Annotated in this window: 14 protein-coding genes, 1 tRNA gene and 2 riboswitches; of the genes, 8 read left to right on the forward strand and 7 right to left on the reverse strand. The window is 58.9% G+C overall.

Annotation, left to right across the window (positions count from 1 at the left end; translation table 11 throughout):
• Nucleotides 1–12 precede the first annotated feature (12 nt).
• From gcvT to B0G62_RS18765, 3 genes are all read right to left on the reverse strand, one after another.
• A complete protein-coding gene (gene gcvT / locus B0G62_RS18755) occupies nt 13–1,131 on the reverse strand; it encodes a glycine cleavage system aminomethyltransferase GcvT (RefSeq protein ID WP_103705719.1) in 1,119 nt (372 codons plus the stop codon).
• Nucleotides 1,132–1,232: 101 nt separating this feature from the next.
• Nucleotides 1,233–1,352: riboswitch (glycine riboswitch) on the reverse strand.
• Between the two features lie 56 nt (nt 1,353–1,408).
• A riboswitch (glycine riboswitch) is annotated at nt 1,409–1,520 on the reverse strand.
• Nucleotides 1,521–1,742: 222 nt separating this feature from the next.
• Nucleotides 1,743–2,123 carry a hypothetical protein gene (locus B0G62_RS18760; RefSeq protein WP_103705720.1) on the reverse strand — a complete coding sequence of 127 codons (381 nt, stop codon included), beginning with the start codon at nt 2,121–2,123 and terminating at the stop codon, nt 1,743–1,745.
• A 176-nt stretch (nt 2,124–2,299) separates the two neighbouring features.
• Complete coding sequence (locus B0G62_RS18765) at nt 2,300–3,349, reverse strand: oxidoreductase (protein ID WP_103705721.1); 1,050 nt, start codon at nt 3,347–3,349, stop codon at nt 2,300–2,302.
• Between the two features lie 394 nt (nt 3,350–3,743).
• Here B0G62_RS18765 and B0G62_RS18770 point away from each other — a divergent pair, with 394 nt between their 5' ends.
• Entirely contained in the window at nt 3,744–5,834 is a 2,091-nt protein-coding gene (locus B0G62_RS18770) for a UvrD-helicase domain-containing protein (RefSeq protein ID WP_103705722.1), read from the forward strand.
• 90 nt (nt 5,835–5,924) lie between these two features.
• Here B0G62_RS18770 and B0G62_RS18775 read toward each other — a convergent pair whose 3' ends face one another.
• Nucleotides 5,925–6,827: a c-type cytochrome gene (locus tag B0G62_RS18775; RefSeq protein WP_103705723.1), complete on the reverse strand. Its 903-nt coding sequence runs from the start codon at nt 6,825–6,827 to the stop codon at nt 5,925–5,927.
• Nucleotides 6,828–7,145: 318 nt separating this feature from the next.
• On the opposite strand from B0G62_RS18775, the gene B0G62_RS18780 reads away from it, so the two are divergent.
• The 4 genes from B0G62_RS18780 (at nt 7,146) to B0G62_RS31365 (ending at nt 10,301) form a co-directional block, all read left to right on the forward strand.
• Nucleotides 7,146–7,221, forward strand: a tRNA-Arg gene (locus tag B0G62_RS18780).
• A 152-nt stretch (nt 7,222–7,373) separates the two neighbouring features.
• Nucleotides 7,374–8,675, forward strand: coding sequence for a site-specific integrase (locus tag B0G62_RS18785; protein ID WP_103705724.1), 1,302 nt, complete (start codon nt 7,374–7,376; stop codon nt 8,673–8,675).
• A gap of 317 nt (nt 8,676–8,992) precedes the next feature.
• On the forward strand, nt 8,993–10,072 hold the full coding sequence (gene mobV / locus B0G62_RS18790; protein ID WP_103705725.1) for a MobV family relaxase: 1,080 nt from the start codon (nt 8,993–8,995) through the stop codon (nt 10,070–10,072).
• A complete protein-coding gene (locus B0G62_RS31365) occupies nt 10,056–10,301 on the forward strand; it encodes a hypothetical protein (RefSeq protein WP_146055327.1) in 246 nt (81 codons plus the stop codon). Before mobV ends, B0G62_RS31365 begins: the two co-directional genes overlap by 17 nt.
• A gap of 93 nt (nt 10,302–10,394) precedes the next feature.
• Here the strand turns inward: B0G62_RS31365 and B0G62_RS31370 are convergent, their stop codons facing one another.
• From B0G62_RS31370 to B0G62_RS18800, 3 genes are all read right to left on the reverse strand, one after another.
• On the reverse strand, nt 10,395–10,658 hold the full coding sequence (locus B0G62_RS31370) for a hypothetical protein (RefSeq protein WP_146055328.1): 264 nt from the start codon (nt 10,656–10,658) through the stop codon (nt 10,395–10,397).
• A gap of 86 nt (nt 10,659–10,744) precedes the next feature.
• Nucleotides 10,745–12,568, reverse strand: coding sequence for an O-linked N-acetylglucosamine transferase, SPINDLY family protein (locus B0G62_RS18795; RefSeq protein WP_244193302.1), 1,824 nt, complete (start codon nt 12,566–12,568; stop codon nt 10,745–10,747).
• Nucleotides 12,569–12,755: 187 nt separating this feature from the next.
• Nucleotides 12,756–14,420 (reverse strand): beta strand repeat-containing protein, encoded by a 1,665-nt coding sequence (locus tag B0G62_RS18800; protein ID WP_103705726.1) that lies wholly within the window; start codon nt 14,418–14,420, stop codon nt 12,756–12,758.
• Between the two features lie 684 nt (nt 14,421–15,104).
• On the opposite strand from B0G62_RS18800, the gene glf reads away from it, so the two are divergent.
• From glf to B0G62_RS18815, 3 genes are read left to right on the forward strand one after another with little or no spacing between them, the layout of a single operon-like run.
• Nucleotides 15,105–16,205, forward strand: a complete 1,101-nt coding sequence (gene glf / locus B0G62_RS18805) for a UDP-galactopyranose mutase (protein WP_103705727.1) — start codon at nt 15,105–15,107, stop codon at nt 16,203–16,205.
• A gap of 17 nt (nt 16,206–16,222) precedes the next feature.
• Nucleotides 16,223–16,984, forward strand: a complete 762-nt coding sequence (locus tag B0G62_RS18810) for a DUF4422 domain-containing protein (protein WP_167401306.1) — start codon at nt 16,223–16,225, stop codon at nt 16,982–16,984.
• Between the two features lie 50 nt (nt 16,985–17,034).
• Nucleotides 17,035–18,267: a hypothetical protein gene (locus B0G62_RS18815; protein ID WP_103705729.1), complete on the forward strand. Its 1,233-nt coding sequence runs from the start codon at nt 17,035–17,037 to the stop codon at nt 18,265–18,267.
• Nucleotides 18,268–18,334: the final 67 nt, after the last annotated feature.

The raw sequence follows: 18,334 nt of genomic DNA on the forward strand, positions 1-18,334 counted from the left end.
ACGCTTGCAGGATCAGGCGGCCAGCACCTTGCCATTGCGCACGAACGGCAGTTTTACCACGCTTGCGGGAAGGGCCTTGTCACGGATTTGCACCTGCACGAGGTCGCCCGGCTGCACGCCCACGGGCACGCGCGCGAAGGCGATGGATTCCTGCATCGTCGGCGAGAAAGTGCCGCTCGTGATCTCGCCCTCGCCATGCGGCGTGAGGACTTTTTGATGCGCGCGCAGCACGCCGCCCGCCTTGCCGTTTTCCTTCTGCAGGATCAGGCCGACGAAGGTCGAGCGCGCGCCATTGGCTTCCAGCGCCGGGCGGCCGACGAAGTCGCGCGGCTCCTTCATGTCGACGGTCCAGGCGAGGCCCGCGTCGAGCGGCGAGACGCCTTCATCCATGTCCTGGCCGTAGAGGTTCATGCCGGCTTCGAGGCGCAGCGTGTCGCGCGCGCCGAGGCCGCAAGGCGTCACGCCCTGGCGCTTGAGCGCATCCCAGAGTTCGCAGACAGCGGCGGTGGGCACGACGATTTCGAAACCGTCCTCGCCGGTATAGCCGGTGCGCGCGATCATCAGCTCGCCGAACGGCGTCGCTTCGATCTTCGCGGCATTGAAGGGCTTGAGGATTTCGGTGGCGCTGCGCGAGGAGGGCGCGACCTGCCAGACCTTTTCGCGGGCGTTCGGGCCTTGCACGGCGACGATGGCCAGATCGCGGCGCGGCGTGATGGTCAGGCCGAAGCCGCCTTCGGCGTTGAGCTTCTCGAACCAGGCGATGTCTTTTTCGGCCGTGCCCGCGTTGACGACGGTGCGAAACGCGTCGTCGGCGAAGTAATAGACGATCAGGTCGTCGATCACGCCGCCTTCGGGGTTGAGCATGCAGGAGTAGAGCGCCTTGCCCGGCGTCGTCAGCTTGGCGACGTTGTTGGCGAGCGCGCGCGCGAAGAATTCGCGTGCCTTCGCGCCCGCGAAGTCCACCACGCACATGTGCGAGACGTCGAACATGCCCGCGTCGGTGCGCACGGCGCGATGCTCGTCGATCTGCGAGCCGTAGTTGACGGGCATGTCCCAGCCGCCGAAGTCGACCATACGGGCATTGAGCGCGCGGTGCGTGTCGTTCAGCGGGGTGCGTTTGAGTTCGGTCATGGGGCCTCAGGCGGTCGCGAGCGTTCTTGCGCAATGTCGCGCGAAAACGAAAAAGGCCATGCAGGAAACGCCGCCGGCACAATGCCCGTGGTCATTTCGTGCATGGCCCCTCTGTCCTCGATACCTGAGAGATTGCGTCTTGACGACGCGCGCCCCTTCGGTGGGCAGCCTGAACGCGGGGATGATCCGCCGTCCTACTGCCGCTCTCCAGAGTTGCGAACCTGAGTGCCGATCCGGTTGCCGCGTGCATGAGCACGAGGCAGGCGATTCAGCGGTCCGGCGCGCACGGTCCTTTTGCCTGAGAGTTTGTGGGTTGCCCCTTCGGCGGCGCCGTCTTTTGTCCTGGCGATACGCTGGACATGGACGGCGCGCTCTCCCGGCGCGCGCAGCGATTGTGCGCGACGCCGCAGGGCTATGTCAATGCGGAAAAAAACGGGCGCCACTGGCATCGGCAGGGGCGAAACGGGCCACTGGCGGGGCTTGCAGGGCGCATAGCCGGTTCGCGCAGACAGGCGAAATTGGACTTGGGATCGGACCCGTTTTGGGTGCGTGCAGGCTTGAAATGAAAACGGGCCGCGCAAGGCGGCCCGTCGATGTATCGCGCAGCGCGCTTATTCACCGATGGCGCGTGCAGCCGTGTCGAGTTCCTGATTCAGCACGTGCTGTTCGTCGCCGGAAATGCCGCCGCCGTGCTGGGCGGCCATGTCGTGCGCTTCGCCGCGGATCACGTCGAGGCGGTGATGCAGCGCGCCGCCTTGGGGCGGCGGGTAGTAGCCCTGATTCACGTGAGCGTCGATGCGGCGGCTCAGGTTGTCGATGCGGGCGTCGATCTGATGCAGGCGGTCCACCGCCGCTTCATGCGGATTCGGGCCGGGGCGCGGCGCCGGCTGATTGACGACGCAAGCGGCGAGCGTCGAGACGAGCGCGCCGGCGGCGGCAATACGGGAGGCACGGTTCAAACGGGTATTCCAGCGGGTATTCAAGCGGGTCATTCGCGACTCTCCGGTTGGTCGTTATCGCTCTTTGCGGCGTTGTATGTCGGCAAACGTCTGGCGCGCGCGCAGCGATGACCGCGCGGCGCCCCGCAGATGTAACCGTTTGTATGGACCTTTCAGCCGCGTCGGGCGAATGCAAGGGCGCGCCCGGCCGCAGTCGTGGCACTCGTGGCCTAGGCCGCCCGCGAGAACGCGATGGTGCGGCCTTCCCCGGCGCTGCGCATCGCCAGCTCGACGATCGTCATCACGTCGATGGCGTCCTGCGGGCTCACCGGGAACGGCTGGCCTTCGCGGATCGCCGCCGCAAGCGCCCGGTACAGATCGGCGTAATTGCCCGCCGCATTGGGGATTTCGCGCTCGGCTTCCTGGCCGTCGTCGCTCACGGCGTGCAGGCGGCCTGCCTCGTTGCCGTCGCCAAAACCGGGCTGACCGGGGCGCAGGCCCGCCTTCAACTGGTCTTCCTGCGTATCGAGGCCGTTCTTCAGGTAGCTGCCGCGCGTGCCGTGAATCGCGAAACGCGGCGCATAGGCGGCCAGAGCGCTCGCGTGCAGGACGGCGTCGAGGCCGTCGTAGCGCAGCACGATATGCGCGTAGTCGGGCGCGCTCGCGTTGTCGCGGCGCGTGTGGACGAAGGCCGTCACCGATTGCGGCGTGCCGAACAGCGCAAGCGCCTGGTCGATCAGATGCGGCCCGAGATCGTAGAGCAGGCCGCCGCCGCGCGTGGCGTCCTCGCGCCAGCGCTGGCGCACCAGCGGACGAAAGCGGTCGAAATGCGATTCGTAGTGCGTGACGCGGCCAAGCTCGCCATCGGCGATCAACTGCTTGACGGTGAGGAAGTCGCCGTCCCAGCGGCGGTTATGAAACGGCGCGAACACCAGGCCGCGCTGCTTCGCGATGGCCGCGAGCGTGCGCGCTTCTTCGGCGGTGAGCGTGACCGGCTTGTCGACGAGCACGTGCTTGCCGCGCTCAAGCGTGCGGCGCGCGAGTTCGTAGTGCGTGTCGTTGGGCGTGGCGATCACGACGCATTCGATGGCGTCCAGCGCGAGCAGCGCGTCGATATCGGGGACGATTGCGGCGTTGGGATAATCGGCCTGCGCGCGCTCGGCCTGGCTCGTGGCGATGGCGGCGAGCGTGGCCGCGCCGCTATGGGCGATCACGGGGGCGTGGAAGGTCTGGCCGGCGAAGCCGTAGCCCATCAGGCCGATTTGCAGCGGTGCAGTCATGTAGCGCGTCCTCTTTCCAGCAGGTTATGCAGCAGATCAAGCCGCGTGTCGCACGGCGGTGCGAGTAGCGATGCCGCAGGTGGAGGGAACTGGCTATTTTGGCACGCACGGCGCCGCGCGTGGCAAGGCGCGAGGGACAGATGCAAGCGGCGCCTTCGGCGTCATTTGCGGTTAGCGGGGCGACATCGGCCAGTTGGCTGACCGTGTTAACATCGCACCTCTCGTGCGAGAGGCCCCGCTGCGCCATGCAGGCTGCGGCCGCGTTGCTGCTTTGACGCGGCTTCGCCTCTCGCCCGCGCGGCTCGCCGCGCTTCGCCGTCGAGCGGCGGGAGCGTGTGTCGCGAAAGCCCGCGCCTCCCGGCCGTACCACCCGTTTTTCCAAATCCAGGCAACGATGTCCGCAGGTCTGAATCCCGCCCAAAACGAAGCGGTGCGCTATCTCGACGGTCCCTGTCTCGTGCTCGCGGGCGCGGGCAGCGGCAAGACGCGCGTCATCACGCAGAAGATCGCGCACCTGATCGAAGCGAAAGGCTTCGAGCCGCGCCATATCGCGGCCGTCACCTTCACCAACAAGGCCGCCGCCGAAATGCGCGAGCGCGTGGGCAAGCTGCTCGAAGGCAAGACGCTCACCACGCCCGGCAAGGAAGGCCGCAAGGTGCCGACCAACCAGCTTACGGTGTGTACGTTCCACTCGCTGGGCGTGCAGATCCTGCGCCAGGAAGCCGAGCATCTGGGCCTGAAGCCCCAGTTCTCGATCATGGATTCGGACGACTGCTTCTCGATGATCCAGGAGCAGGTCGGCTCGACGGACAAGGGCTTCATCCGCAAGATCCAGTCGATCATCTCGCTGTGGAAGAACGGCCTCGTGATGCCGGAAGAAGCGCTCGCGACCGCGTCGAACGAGGACGAGCACCAGGCCGCCATCGTCTACCGCAACTACGTGGCGACGCTGCACGCGTACCAGGCCGTTGACTTCGACGACCTGATCCGCCTGCCGACCGAACTCTTCGCGAAGAACGAACCCGTGCGCGAGCGCTGGCAGAACAAGCTGCGCTATCTGCTGATCGACGAGTACCAGGACACCAACACCTGCCAGTACGAATTGCTCAAGCTGCTGGCGGGCCCGCGCGCGGCCTTCACGGCCGTGGGCGACGACGACCAGGCGATCTACGGCTGGCGGGGCGCGACGATCGAAAATCTCGCGCAGCTCGGCAAGGATTACCCGAAGCTGCACGTCGTCAAGCTGGAGCAGAACTATCGCTCGACGGTGCGCATTCTCACGGCGGCGAACAACGTCATCGCCAACAACCCGAAGCTGTTCGAGAAGAAACTCTGGTCCGAGCACGGCATGGGCGACACCATCACCGTCACGCCCTGCAACGACGAAGAGCACGAAGCCGAATCGGTCGTGTTTCGTCTGTCGGCGCACAAGTTCGAGCGCCGCGCGCAGTTCCGCGATTACGCGATTCTTTATCGCGGCAACTTCCAGGCGCGCATCTTCGAACAGGTGCTGCGCCGCGAGCGCATTCCCTACGTGCTCTCAGGCGGCCAGTCGTTCTTCGACAAGGCCGAAATCAAGGACATCTGCGCATATCTGCGCCTGATCGCTAATCACGACGACGATCCCGCGTTCATCCGCGCGATCACCACGCCGCGCCGGGGCGTGGGCAATACGACGCTCGAAGCGCTTGGCTCGTTCGCGGGCCAGGCGAAGGTGTCGCTGTTCGAGGCGGTGTACATGGGCGGCATCGAGGCGCGGCTGTCGGCGCGTCAGGTCGAGCCGATGCGCGTGTTCTGCGACTTCATGCAGCGACTCGCCGAGCGTGCGCTGAAGGAACCGGCGACCGTCGTGCTCGACGACCTGATGGACGCGATCCACTACGAGGCGTATCTCTATGACGCCTTCGACGAGCGCCAGGCGCAGTCGAAGTGGCAGAACGTGCTCGAATTCCTGGAGTGGCTCAAGCGCAAGGGCACCAAGCCGGAACAGGAAATCGGCGAGGATAGCGAGGCCACGGGCTACGACAACACCGATGGTCTCGCCGATACCGGCAAGAACCTGATGGGCCTGATCCAGACCGTGGCGCTGATGTCGATGCTCGAAGGCAAGGAGGAAGACCCGGATGCGGTGCGCCTGTCGACCGTGCACGCGTCGAAGGGGCTGGAGTATCCGCACGTATTCCTCGTGGGCGTCGAGGAGGGCATCATGCCGCACCGTGGCGGCTCGGAAGACGACATCGTTGACGATGCGCGCATCGAGGAAGAACGCCGCCTGATGTACGTGGCGATCACGCGCGCGCAGCGCAGCCTGCATCTGAACTGGTGCAAGAAGCGCAAGCGGGCGCGCGAGACGGTGGTGTGCGAGGCATCGCGTTTTATCCCCGAGATGGGGCTGGACGAGGCGCCGCCGCCTACAGCCGAGGAAGCGCCGATGTCGCCCAAGGATCGGCTCGCCAGCCTCAAGGCGCTGTTGCAGAAGGGCTGATTTTTTGGGCGTTTAGGCATCGCTGAAATGAAAAGGGCCGCATCGGTTGACGATGCGGCCCTTTGTTTTTGCTGAGAGCGGCGGCGGCGGTTACTTTGCCGCGCTGACCATGTAATCGACGGCGGCTTTCACGTCGGCGTCGGAGGCGGTCGAACCGCCTTTGGGAGGCATCTGGCCCTTGCCGTGCAGCGCGTAGTTGTAGACCGTGTCCATCGGGTCCTTGAGGCGCGGCGCCCAGTCGGCCTTGTTGCCGAACTTCGGTGCGCCGAGCACGCCCGCCGCGTGACACGCCTGGCAAACCTGCGTGTAGAGCGCCTTGCCGGCCTGCGAGGCGTCGGCGCTGGCTGCGCCGCCCGCCGGCGCGGAACCGGTCTGCGGGATCGCGGCGATGGCGGCTGCCGCTGCCGAGGCCTGGGCCGCGTTGGCGTCCGCTGCGCCTGACGCACCCGAAGCAGTCGCAGCACCCGACGCGGCGTTGGCCGCACCCGGCGCCGGTTTGGGCGGATCCTGGAAGTTCGCGCCGCCGTGGTTCGCCATATAGGCGACGGCGAGGCCGATTTCGTAATCGGAGTAATCGTCGGGACTCGTGCCGCCGCGCGCGGGCATGGCGCCCTTGCCGGTCAGCGCCGTGTGCCAAAGCGTGTCATAGCCCTGGGCGATGCGCGGCGCCCAGTCGCCCGAATTGCCGAACTTCGGCGCACCCGCCGCGCCGCTCGCGTGACACGCCGAGCAGACGGCCTGATAGACCTGCTCGCCGGTCTTGTAGACGCGCGGCGCGTTGGCGTCGCGAATCGACACCTGCGCGATCGGCGCGATGCGGTCGGTGACCTGCTGGACGGAAAGCTCGTCGGTGCCCGCGCCCGTGCGCGTCGTGTTGTCGACGTAGTAGGCGAGCAGAATGATGATGACGATGGGGACGGCAAACCCGGCAACGACAGCGGCGATCAGCTGGCCGGGGGTTTTGATCGGGGCTCCGTGGGGTGCTTCGCTCATGCTTGTCTCGTCTCCCGTTGGTTTTTTGGTGAGCGGTACAGCAGGACGGCATTAGCCTTGCGATTGAGCAAACAGGGTCGATTATAGACGCAAGGTTTCGCTGTCGGTTGCGGTGTGGGTGAGGTGTTCAGCGGGCGTTTACCCGGATTTTCGGGTTGTCGTGGCGTGGGTTGGGCCGGGCTGGCCCTGGCTGGGCACGTCGTCGCGCCGCCCGCCCCGCGCGGTGGACGGGCCGACCGAAACCGGGTATTCTCTCGGTCTCTTCGACGCTGCTGTCCTACGTGTTCTTCGGACCGATCGCAGCGCTCAAATGACAACGCGCCCGTAGCTCAATGGATAGAGTACTGCCCTCCGAAGGCAGGGGTTGCTGGTTCGATCCCAGCCGGGCGCGCCAAAATCCTAACGAAATCAATAGGTTAGGTTGTCTGTCTAAGCAGGCATTCTCGGTCGTTTCAGACAAAATCCCTGTTTTTCGCCAAAAATTTGCCAAACGGATCTCGTGCGCCTGCGTTAGGATAAGGCAGTATTCTGACAAAAGGGGTTGCCGTGAGTGCTGACGCAGAACAAGTGCCCAAAGGCATTGAGGTCATCAAGTGGACCAATGGAGATAAGTCGAAGTCAATTCGCTACCGCGTGCGTGTCAAACGGCTCAAGAAAGGCATTGACTACAACGAGACCTTTGAGTCCTTGCCTAATGCTATTGAAGCCCGGAAAGCAGTCCTGAACGGTGATACACCGGAAAAACGCCCGGTGGCCAAGAATCTTACTCAGCATGAGTTGGGTCAACTCATGCTGAGTAAGTATGGCGATGACCAGGGTGTCAAATTGCTAACCGATACCCCGTTTTCCTTCTATGCGAAAAAATATTTTGAAGGAAAGATTGAGGGTAAGGACTTGGATAAGCCCACTGGCAAATTCAATGAGGATTCCACAAAATATCGGTTGAAGTCCATTCTGGATACACCCATTGAATACAAGAGGAATGCCGATAGCAAGGTAGATGGTATTTGGGAAACCCTGCTGGTTTCTACAAAGACCACCCTGGGGAATATTCCTGCAAAATTCCTCGATCACGTTGCCATTAATTCATATATCCAAACGGCACTAAAGAAAAAGGCCAAATCCACGGTAAAACGGGAATTAGGTGTTATTAGTGCCATTGTGAATTACACCATGCACGTAGCTCCTGATTTTTATAAAAAGCACTGGCTGATTAACCCGGTCAAGCTGGCTGATAAAAGCCGACTGACGGGTCACAATGCTCCACTTGATAGGAGAATATCTCCTGAGCAAGAGGAGGCTGTTATAAATGCGTTGGCAAATTATTCTAACCAAGAAGTCAATCAGATATTCATTCTGTCGTTGCTCACCGGTGCACGCCGAAGTGAAATTCTGTTTTTGGAATGGAGTCAGATTAAGGACTCGCATATTTATTTAGGTGTCACTAAATCAGGTAAGCCGAGAAAATTGCTGTTGAGGGATGAGGCAAAAGAGGCTCTTGCCCTGATCCAAAAAAGGGAAAATTCTCCGAGATTGTTCACGTATTCGCTTTCAGGTTTTGCCGGGATCTGGCAGAAATTGAAAAAAGAATATGGGTTCACTGAAGTAAAATTTCACGATTGCCGACGTGAATTTATTGCGCGCTTTCTCGAACTGATGGGAAATAAAAGCGTCATTGCAATCGCAAATATGACCGGACAAACTGATCTCCGTCACCTCGAAAAAACTATTGAAGCTCTGGAGCAACCGGATCTCTCCACGGAGAAAGGGCTCCAAAAACACGTGGGGCATAGCTCATTAAATATGCTTCGCCATTATGCAAGTGGATTGCTCAATCAGAAAAAATAAACTCAAATTGCGCCCGGTTGAAATAGAAAATCCTGCCAGCAAGCAGGATTTTTTATTTCTGCCGGAAGGGATTGTAAGGGCTGGCCCTTACGACCGGATTTTGATTTTTGCTTTTGGGGAATCCAAAGGGGCGAAGCCCTTTTGGCGAACGGAAACCCCAAAGGGGTTTCTATAGTGAGTGATAGCAACCCGAAGGTTGCTATCTTGACGTGCTCTCAAAAACTGTTAAGTTAGTATAAGGCAATACGGAAAAGCGACCAAGCAAAAACCGTAGAAGTAACGGTGCCTACAACAACAAAAATAAAAGAGGAGACCACATGAATAATAATATATTAAGAGCCGAGAAAGTCAAGACGAGGACTCAAATCACCCAGGCAGCCGAGCATAATTTCCGATTGCGTTTGCAAAATAATATCGATGCCGGGCGCTCCCATTTGAATCAAATTCTGGTGAACACGCTGGGTGCGGACATAAAAAAATCGAGCGACCTTCAGGAAAAACTGACTGCTTTTTATCAGGGGCTTGGGGTCAAGGAGAAGAAAGATAACGTGCTCATGATGGAGTTCATCGTGTCTGCATCGCCAGAATTTTTTGAGAACAAAAGTAAGGAATACGTACAAAAATGGGCGGATGATCAGGTTGAGTTTATGAGAAAAGAATTTGGCGATCAGCTAAAAATTGCTGTCCTTCATCTGGATGAAAAAACGCCACACATTCATTTCATGATTAGCACTGAAATAAAATCAGTTAAGAAATACAAAAACCAGAAGGGCGAATTTTTCAAAGAGACTTGGTCATTGAAGGCCGACCGTTATAACCCTGAATTTCTTGTTGGTTTACACGACCGGCACGCAGAGTGGAATAAAAAATATGGATTAACCAGAGGAGTGAAAGGAAGCATGAGAAAACATACAACATTAAAAGAGTTCTACGATCGCGTAGAAAAGGCACTCAATACGGATTATGATAAGCGGATTGAGAAGGTCATCGATACTTTGGAGACCGGATTAATTATGAAAAAAGTATCAGTGGATGAAGTGCGGGAAAAATTCAAGCCGATGATTAACAAATTGTTAAAGCAGAATAAGGCATTACGTGAAAAATTCAATCTTGACCTAAAACAAATGCTGGCAGATTTTTCCGTTGAGAAGGCAAAGCTGGAACAGGAAAAGGTTGAGCTTGAACGTCGTCAGATTGAAGTTGATGCCCGCCGAGATGAGTATCGGGAGGCCATCAATAAGGATGTGGCTCAAGCCAAGCAGATTGAAAAACTTAATGCCTACGTTGAAAGTCTACAGAAAGAGAACTCAAGATTGAAAGATAAATATGAGTCAACCAACCCAGACTTAACTCAATCAAAAATGAAAAAGGATAATAAAAATGGAATTCATATATAATAGAGATAAAATCCGGACTACTGATGATATAACTATTTCCGTAGCTGATTTGCGTGATTTGATTCAAGCCTGCACACTTCAGGAATCAGATGCTGAGGGCGAGTATCAAATTATTCTGGATTCAATAGCCCACAAAAATCATTTGGATTCCGGAGTATTTGTGGCTCAAGCGGAATCAACAGACAACACCTTGGGGCAAGCCCCAAACCCCATTCCCGTTGGGAAGTAGCTGCGGTCGTAGCCGCTCGCCTTCCGGCGCTGGTGCTGACGCCCGGGCATTTGGCAAAAATTCGGTGGGCTTCTGGAAAAAAGTGAAAATTTGTCAGAAATTTGCCAAAAATAGGTTTTCCTGAAAAATTAAGTTATTGATTTTATTATAGGAAAGCTCATAAAAAATCTGTTCTCCGAAGGCAGGGGTTGCTGGTTCGATCCCAGCCGGGCGCGCCAAGTCTCCAGCTAGCCTGGTGCCGACATTATCTTTATCGGTGCCTGGCGAGCCTCTGAACAAACTCCGCATCCCGTACGTACGCAAGCACCATAGCCGCCCATCCAGGCGATCGGCCGCGATCCAGCGTGCATCGTTCATCCGATCCGGCCCCGGCGCATCATCACGATGCGCCGGCCGTACTCATTCGACCGATTCCGGGCACAAGACAACGCAAGTCGCGGCGATCAGGCAGCCTCGGCGCGGCGCGGCAGCGCGGCGACCAGTTCCTTGAACTTCTGCTCGAGCGTACGCGCGAAGCGCGGCGTGTCGAACAGCACACCCTCGGCCTTGACTCTCGCGAGGGCTTCACGCAGGCGCAGGCGTTCCTGCGGAGCCTCGGCAAGCGCCACTGCCTTGTCCTCGTAATCCTGCACGTTATCGGTGATCAACTCGGGCAGGCCCGCGGCCGTCAGTAGCGCGCCGGCCATGCGCGAGGCGAAGGCGCGGCCCACACGCGTGAGCACCGGCAGACCGGCCCACAGCGCGTCATTGGCGGTCGTGCCGGCGTTAAACGGGAAGGTGTCCAGGAACACGTCGGCGATCGCCATGCGCGCGAGGAAGTCCGATGATGACGCGCGCGTCGCAAACACCAGCCGTTCGGGCTCGATGCCCCGCGCGAGCGCCTCGCTGCGCAGATTCGCTTCGGCCCACTGGTTATCGGAGAGCAGCCAGAGCACGCTGCCCGGCACGCGCCGCAGGATGTTCGACCAGACGTCGAACATTTCGGGCGTGATCTTGTAGTTGTTGTTGAACGAGCAGAACACCGTGCCCGTTTCGGGCAAGCCGCAACTTGCACGCGACGGCAGCGGCGCAATCACGCGCTGGCGGTCACTGACCTGGTAGACGTCGGGCATGTACAGCATCTTTTCGCTGTAATGCGGCGCGAGTACCGGCGGAATCAGATATTCGTCGGCGATCACATAATCGATGAACGGGAATCCGGTGGTAGCCGGCAGTCCGAGGTAAGTGATCTGCAGCGGCGCGGGGCGGGCGGCCAGAATATGCGCGCGAGCGCCCGCCGTCTGGCCTTGCAGATCGATCAGGATGTCGATTTCGTGTTCACGGATCAGGCGGGCCGCCTCGGCGTCGCTGAGCTTGTCGATGCGGAAATAATGATCGAACGAGCGGATGACGCGCTGGCGCAGCGCGGAGCCGTCTTCGGGCGACCAGCAATAGCCATAGACCTCGAAATCGTTGCGGTTGTGCAGTTCGAACAACTCGACCATCAGCATCGAAACCGGGTGCAGCGAGTAATCCGACGACAGATAGCCGATGCGCAGCTTGCGGTGGCCATACTGCAGGCCGTCTGCGAGCGCAGGCAGGGTCGTGTCGACCTTTTCCTCGACGTAGCGGCGCGCCGCCGCCAGTTGCTCGGCCGGATCGTCGGTTTGCGAGATCTTTGCCAGCGCCGAGGTCGAAGCCCGCATCATCGACACGTCCACGTCGTGCCACGGCGCGTAGACCGGCCACGAGCAGGTGCGCGCGCGCAGGTAAGCCCAGTGCTGCAGCACGTCCGTCTGGGCGGGACGTAGCGCCAGACTCTGGCCGAGCCAATCCTTTGCGTCGGCGAATTTGCGCTGCGCCTCGGACAGGCGGCCGAGATTGTTCAGTGTTAGCAGGCGCAGCGGTCCGTTAATCGGGTCGTGATCCGATGTCGTGCGCGCGACCCAGGTCCATTCGGCCAGCGCGGCATCGGGCTGGCCCATGCGCTCGTACAGCGTGCCGAGGCTTACACGCGGCTGGACGAAAGCCGGTGCAAGTTCGATCGACTGCTTATAGGCCTGCTTTGCATCGTCCAGACGGCCCATCTCGTTATAGGTTGCGCCGAGATTGAACCAGACGAGGTGTTTGTGAGGCGAATCGGTATGTTCGAGCCATGCCCGGTAAAGCACCACGGCAAGGTCGTTGAGTCCTGCTGAGCCAATCCGGTTTGCGTACTCGACGAGATCGGTCAGGGCCAGTTGGCCGCGGCAGGCGAGCAGAACTTTGAGAGCGTATTCGTTTTCCACGGCGATTTGCGTCGATCGTTTCAGGTGCAGATGCCGTAACGCAGCAGGTCTGGCCGGTTCGGGATAAAACACGTGCCCGCCGTGAGGTGAGGCTGGACGGCGGGCACGTCATGCTTATTGCTCAGGGGACCGCCCCCGACGAACAGGGGCGGTGCAGACCCGGGCGCGATGCCCGGATCCGCGGGTATTACAGAAGCGCGGTGCCCAGTGCCTGGACCACGTCCGTCGTCAGCGCCTGAATTTGCGTGGCCGAGAGCTTTTGCAGATCAGACGTCGACAGCAGCGACGTTGCCGTCGAATTGATCTGAGCCGTCGTCAGGCTATGCAACTGAGCCGTCGTCAGACCGGAGATCTGTGCGGTCGTGAGTGCACCGCCCGTGATGCTGCCGAGCGCGACCAGACCATTCGTCGACATTGCGCCGATCTGGGCAGCCGACAGCTTGGCGACGTCATTCGACGACAGCAGGCTGCTCAAGGTGCTGGAGCTCAGCGTCGACAGTTCAGCCGTCGTCAAACCGGAGACTTGTGCCGTCGTCAGCTGACCGATGCCAGCGGTAGCCGCAGCCAGAGCCGTCAGACCTGCCGAGCCGAGCTGACCGATCTGTGCGGCCGACAGGCCGGCGAGCACCTGCGACGCGTTGCTGGTTGCCAGGTTCGTGTTGGCGACGAGGCCGGCGAGTTGCGACGTCGTCAGCTTGGAGGCTTCCGACGAGGTCAACGAGCTGAGCAGCGCCGTGCTCAGGTTCGCCACCTGGCTCGACGTCAGACCGGAGATCTGGCCCGACGCGAGCGAGCTCAGTGCGTTCACGCCAGCCGTGCCGAGGGCGGTGACCTGTGCGGCCGACAGCTTGCCTTGATCCGTGCCGCTGAGCAGGCTCGTGAGCGTAGCCGTGCTGATGGTCGAGAGTTCCGCCGTCGTGAGGCCGGCAACTTGCGCCGTCGTCAGCTGACCGAGGCCAGCGGTAGCTGCAGCCAGAGCAGTCAGGCCTGCCGAGCCGAGCTGACCGATTTGCGCGGCCGACAGGCCGGCGAGCACCTGCGAGGCGTGGCTGGTTGCGAGACCGGTGTTCGCCACGAGGCCGGCGAGTTGCGACGTCGTCAGCTTGGAGGCTTCCGACGAAGTCAGCGAGCTGAGGAGCGCCGTGCTCAGGTTCGCCACCTGGCTCGACGTCAGACCGGAGATCTGGCCCGACGCGAGCGAGCTCAGTGCGTTCACGCCTGCCGAGCCGAGCGCGGTGACCTGCGCGGCCGATAGCTTGCCTTGATCCGTGCCGCTGAGCAGGCTCGTGAGCGCACTTGTGCTGAGGCTGGACAGTTCAGCCGTCGTCAGACCGGAGACCTGTGCCGTCGTCAGCTGACCGACGGTGGCAGTCACCAGAGCCAGAGCGGCCAGACCCACGGTGCCGATCTGGCCGATCTGCGCGGCGCTCAGAGATTGCAGCGCAGCTGAGGCCATTTGAGCAATGCCGTTCGCACCGGCCTGGGCCAGCGCGTTGAGCTGAGACGTGGTCAGCGACTTGACTTGGCTTGTCGTCAGCACGCCAATGTCGTTCGTGCCGATGTTCACGATGCCAGCGGATCCGAGCGTAGCGATCTGGGCGGGCGAAAGCGCAACGATATCGGCCGTGTTCAAGCCTGCTGCCAGCGAGGCGTTCGAAGCAATCACCCCGAGCGCCGCGTTGCTGATTTTCACGATCGATGAAGCCTGAATGGCGTTGATCTGGGCACTGCTCAGATTCGCGACATCCGCCGTGGTCAAGGCTGCGACATCCGCCGTCGACATGGCCTTGAACTGATCTGTCGTGAGGTTCTGCACCTGGGCGGCGCTCAGCGACGAAATGATTGATGTCATTTTGGTCGTCCTATTACCTTCTTGGAATTCCTATATTGCCCACCCGCTACAGCGCTGGGGCAGACGCCACGAACACTCACTTCCTGCTCTTGCATCGCGCCACATGCCACGGCGCTGCCTCGCCTTGGTCGGGGGATCCAGCCGTAAGTGCCGTCGTCTGGATATCGGAAGTAATGGATGGAAACTTTAAGAAAGATGACGTAAGTGATCAGTTAAGGATCAGGTCGCCCACGTGCGGGAGATGTAATTCTTTTAGGTACAAACGACAAACATCGAAAATTGAGATGTGTGCCGCCAGTTTTCGGGAAAAAATTCGATATTTTCCGTGAATCATGGAATAAATATCCACTTAATTATTTCCCGCTCGCCCACCCGAAAATTTCTTTCAATTTGTTTTCATTTCGCGACCGTGGTGCCCGCCTGGAAGGGCGCACAGGCCTGGCCTGGGGCCGTCGTACTCGCGTGGCGGATCGAATTGGTGCCCATTTACCCCGCTCTTTGGCTGATGGTGGGATCGGCCCTGTCCTTATGATTTGCGCTGAAAAGTGGAGGGCGTTCGCACGGGTAGGTGTGCATCCCGGTGCACTTTCACGAACGATTGACATGGCAAATCGATTATTGCGCTTCGGTCCCGGTGGCCCGAACTGAATATTCGCCTTATCTGGAAGCACAAGGAATATCTGTATGCGGGTTTTAATCGTTGGGTCGGGACTATACGGCGCGGTTTGCGCCCACGAATTGCGCCGGGCAGGCCACGACTGTCATGTGATCGAAAAGCGCAATCATATCGGCGGGAATGTCTTCACGCGTCATGTACCCGAAGCGGGCTGCCATGAGCACGTCTACGGCGCCCATATATTTCACACGAATTCGAAGCGAATCTGGGATTATATGGGTCAGTTCGCGGAATTCAATCATTATGTGAATCGGGTAAAGGTCGCGCACGAGGACAGTATTTATAGCTTTCCGATCAATCTCTTCACGCTGTATCAGGTATTCGGTGTGAGAACGCCGGACGAGGCCAAAGCCTGTCTCGCGAAAGATATCATCGCGAATGACAACCCCGGGAACATGGAAGAATATTGTCATTCGGTTATCGGTCCGACGCTTTATAAACTGTTTATCGAGGGTTATACGCAGAAGCAATGGGGAAAACATCCCCGCGAGCTTCCTGCGGATGCCGTCAAGCGTCTGCCCGTAAGGTTGACGTTCGACGACAACTATTTCAATGATCGCTATCAGGGAATTCCGGTGGGTGGTTATACGGCCATCATCGAAAAAATGCTCGAAGGCGTACGCGTGGAAACAGGCATCGATTTTCACCTGAATCGGGAAATGTGGATTCGTGAATACGATTACGTGATCTATACGGGCCCCATCGACGCCTTCTTCGATTATCGGCACGGTGTACTTGAATATCGCTCGCTGCGATTCGAAAGGCTTCTGATCGACAGCCACGATTTCCAGGGCAATGCGGTGGTCAATTACACCGAAGCGTCGGTGCCCTGGACGCGGATTCTCGAACACAAGCACTTCGACATGAACCAGAAAGAGCCCATGACGCTGGTGACACGCGAGTATCCGCAAGCCTGGGTGAAGGGCGATATCGAATACTACCCGGAGCGTAATGCCCAAAGCGAGGCGCTGTTCGAGCAGTATCGCGAAGAGGCAGACAAGATCTCCGCGAAGATCCACTTTGGCGGCCGACTCGGTGAATATCGCTATTACGATATGCATCAGGTGGTCGCATCGGCGCTCGCATTCTGCGAAAAGCAATTCGTATAAAAGCAGGAGGATTTGTTTTGCAGGCGAACGAAAATATCGCGCATAGATTGAAGATCTATCAGACCTTTCACAAGGAATTTCATCGCAACGAAGATTGCGACTGGATCGTGCCGATTGGTGTGAACGGATACCAGGCGCCGGGCGTGCAACCCGATAGCGAAGGGGCGAATATTGCGGCGCTGAATCCCTGGTATAACGAGCTGACGGCTTTCTATTGGGTGTGGAAGAATTCAGACGCCGACATCGTCGGCTTTTATCACTATCGTCGTTACCTGAACTATGTGATCGACGAAACCTGGAATCAAAGAGCGACGGTCGGTCTGCCGACCGAGGCGCATATCGTGGAATATCTGACGCACCCGACCCAATACGCCCAGCTTCGTCGGATGCTCAACGTCAGCGATATCGTGCTGCCTAAAACCGTGCCGTCGCTCCGATCGGTCGAGGATCACTATCTTCATTTTCACGAGCGCGAACCATGGGAAGCCTTTATGGCGGAACTCGAAGTCCGTTATCCCGATCACCATTCGCAATTCGACATTTTCAGGGTGACGGGACTGACGCCGATCTGCAATATCTTTGCGATGCGCCGCGCCTTGTTCAATGAATATTGCGAGGAATTGTTTCCGGTAATCGATTCGGTATTCAAAAAAATCGGTCCGCGCTACGACAGCTACAACAACCGCTATCCGGGATTTCTCGCGGAGCGATTCCTGGGATTCTGGCTGCACATCCGCGGTCTGCGCAGCATCGAAGTTCCGCTGATTCAGCTGATGTGAATGAAGGTCGCGTCTGCCCGCGTCAAATTTTACGTATTCGAAATTATTTTATGAAAAAAATTGCTTTCACGTTTGCCGGCAGAGAAAACATGATGTCCAGGCAGGCCGTCTTCATGCGCCAGGCAGTCGATCTGGGGTATGTGGATGAATGGCACATCTGGAATTTCGCGCGCAAGGATTCCGACCGCGCGTGGCTTGAGCGAGAGTTCGGCGACGCTCGGTTCGTGCTGACCGAAAACGACTCGCTGGACTATGTGCGCTTTTCCGCCTTCGAATTGGCCCGCCGGGAGATCGGAGTTGTCGCGCAGAACGACGCGCATCTGCTGTTCCAGATGACGAACGGCGAATGCATCGAAATCGTATTCGGCGCGTTTTCCAATACCCGCACCCTGCTGCGGAAATTCGACCATGTCGGCAGTTACGGCTTGCACGCCGAGCCGGTTGAGGTTTCGAATCTCGCCTTGAGACCTGGCGTGGAAAATGTCGTTGTCCTGGAACAGGAGGGCGACACGGTAAGCATTCACCTGAACGGCGAGCCGCTCTTTGTCGTGCCCGGCTTCGCACGCTCGGACAGCGACATTCTGGTTCACACGGGATACGGTTCGCAGGGCATCTGGCGGGACGCGTCAGTGCAACAAAAAATCAGACTAGTCGAATGCGGCAAGGAGGGATTCGACGGATTCAGCCTGGCTTACGCGCATTACGCGTCGAACCTCTACGCCGACAATCTGTTCCTTAAGCTCGACGACGATATCGTGTATTGCGATATCGAAATGCTCGACGATTTCTTCGCTGAAATTGCCCGCACGCGCGGTGGCAATATCGTCAGCGCCAACGTCATCAATAACGGGGTTTGCGCGCATTACCAGGCAAAGCATGGGTATTTCCCGGGCTTGCCGCTGGAATTCGAATACCCGTTGCAGGGGATCTGCGGGAGCCTGTGGGAGAGCGCGCCAATGTGCGCCACGCTGCACGACTACTTCGTAGACCATCTGCCCCAGATAAAGGATAAGGCGCTGTCGGGTCCGAAACTCTTCGAGTTGCCGCCGCTCGACCGGTTCTCGATTAACTTCGTCGGTTTCAAGCATGTGCTCTTTGCGTACATGCAGGCGGCCTACTTCGCGGCTCAGCCGAGCATGGACGACGAACACCTGATGACGCGTGTCGTGCCCAAGCTGTTCAACGTCGAGAAATCCATTTTTGCGCCGCTGCTGGTTTCTCACCTTTCGTTCTGGAAACAGCACGAGACGCTGGATGTCGAAAAAGTGCTCGCGCGATATTGAGTGCGTTTGACGGGGAATGTGTGACATGGCGCGGTTCGCGCCACCCGTCAGATATTCGACACAGGAT

It is taken from the genome of Paraburkholderia eburnea (genome assembly GCF_002917095.1).
GTDB lineage: Bacteria > Pseudomonadota > Gammaproteobacteria > Burkholderiales > Burkholderiaceae > Paraburkholderia > Paraburkholderia eburnea.

Coding starts and splice junctions, on each gene's coding strand:
- B0G62_RS18775 (WP_103705723.1), bottom strand. CDS start 6,827: ATGAGCGAAGCACCCCACGGAGCCCCGATCAAAACCCCCGGCCAGCTG.
- B0G62_RS18800 (WP_103705726.1), bottom strand. CDS start 14,420: ATGACATCAATCATTTCGTCGCTGAGCGCCGCCCAGGTGCAGAACCTC.
- B0G62_RS31365 (WP_146055327.1), top strand. CDS start 10,056: ATGGAATTCATATATAATAGAGATAAAATCCGGACTACTGATGATATA.
- B0G62_RS18770 (WP_103705722.1), top strand. CDS start 3,744: ATGTCCGCAGGTCTGAATCCCGCCCAAAACGAAGCGGTGCGCTATCTC.
- mobV (WP_103705725.1), top strand. CDS start 8,993: ATGAATAATAATATATTAAGAGCCGAGAAAGTCAAGACGAGGACTCAA.
- gcvT (WP_103705719.1), bottom strand. CDS start 1,131: ATGACCGAACTCAAACGCACCCCGCTGAACGACACGCACCGCGCGCTC.
- glf (WP_103705727.1), top strand. CDS start 15,105: ATGCGGGTTTTAATCGTTGGGTCGGGACTATACGGCGCGGTTTGCGCC.
- B0G62_RS18815 (WP_103705729.1), top strand. CDS start 17,035: ATGAAAAAAATTGCTTTCACGTTTGCCGGCAGAGAAAACATGATGTCC.
- B0G62_RS18760 (WP_103705720.1), bottom strand. CDS start 2,123: ATGACCCGCTTGAATACCCGCTGGAATACCCGTTTGAACCGTGCCTCC.
- B0G62_RS31370 (WP_146055328.1), bottom strand. CDS start 10,658: ATGAACGATGCACGCTGGATCGCGGCCGATCGCCTGGATGGGCGGCTA.
- B0G62_RS18765 (WP_103705721.1), bottom strand. CDS start 3,349: ATGACTGCACCGCTGCAAATCGGCCTGATGGGCTACGGCTTCGCCGGC.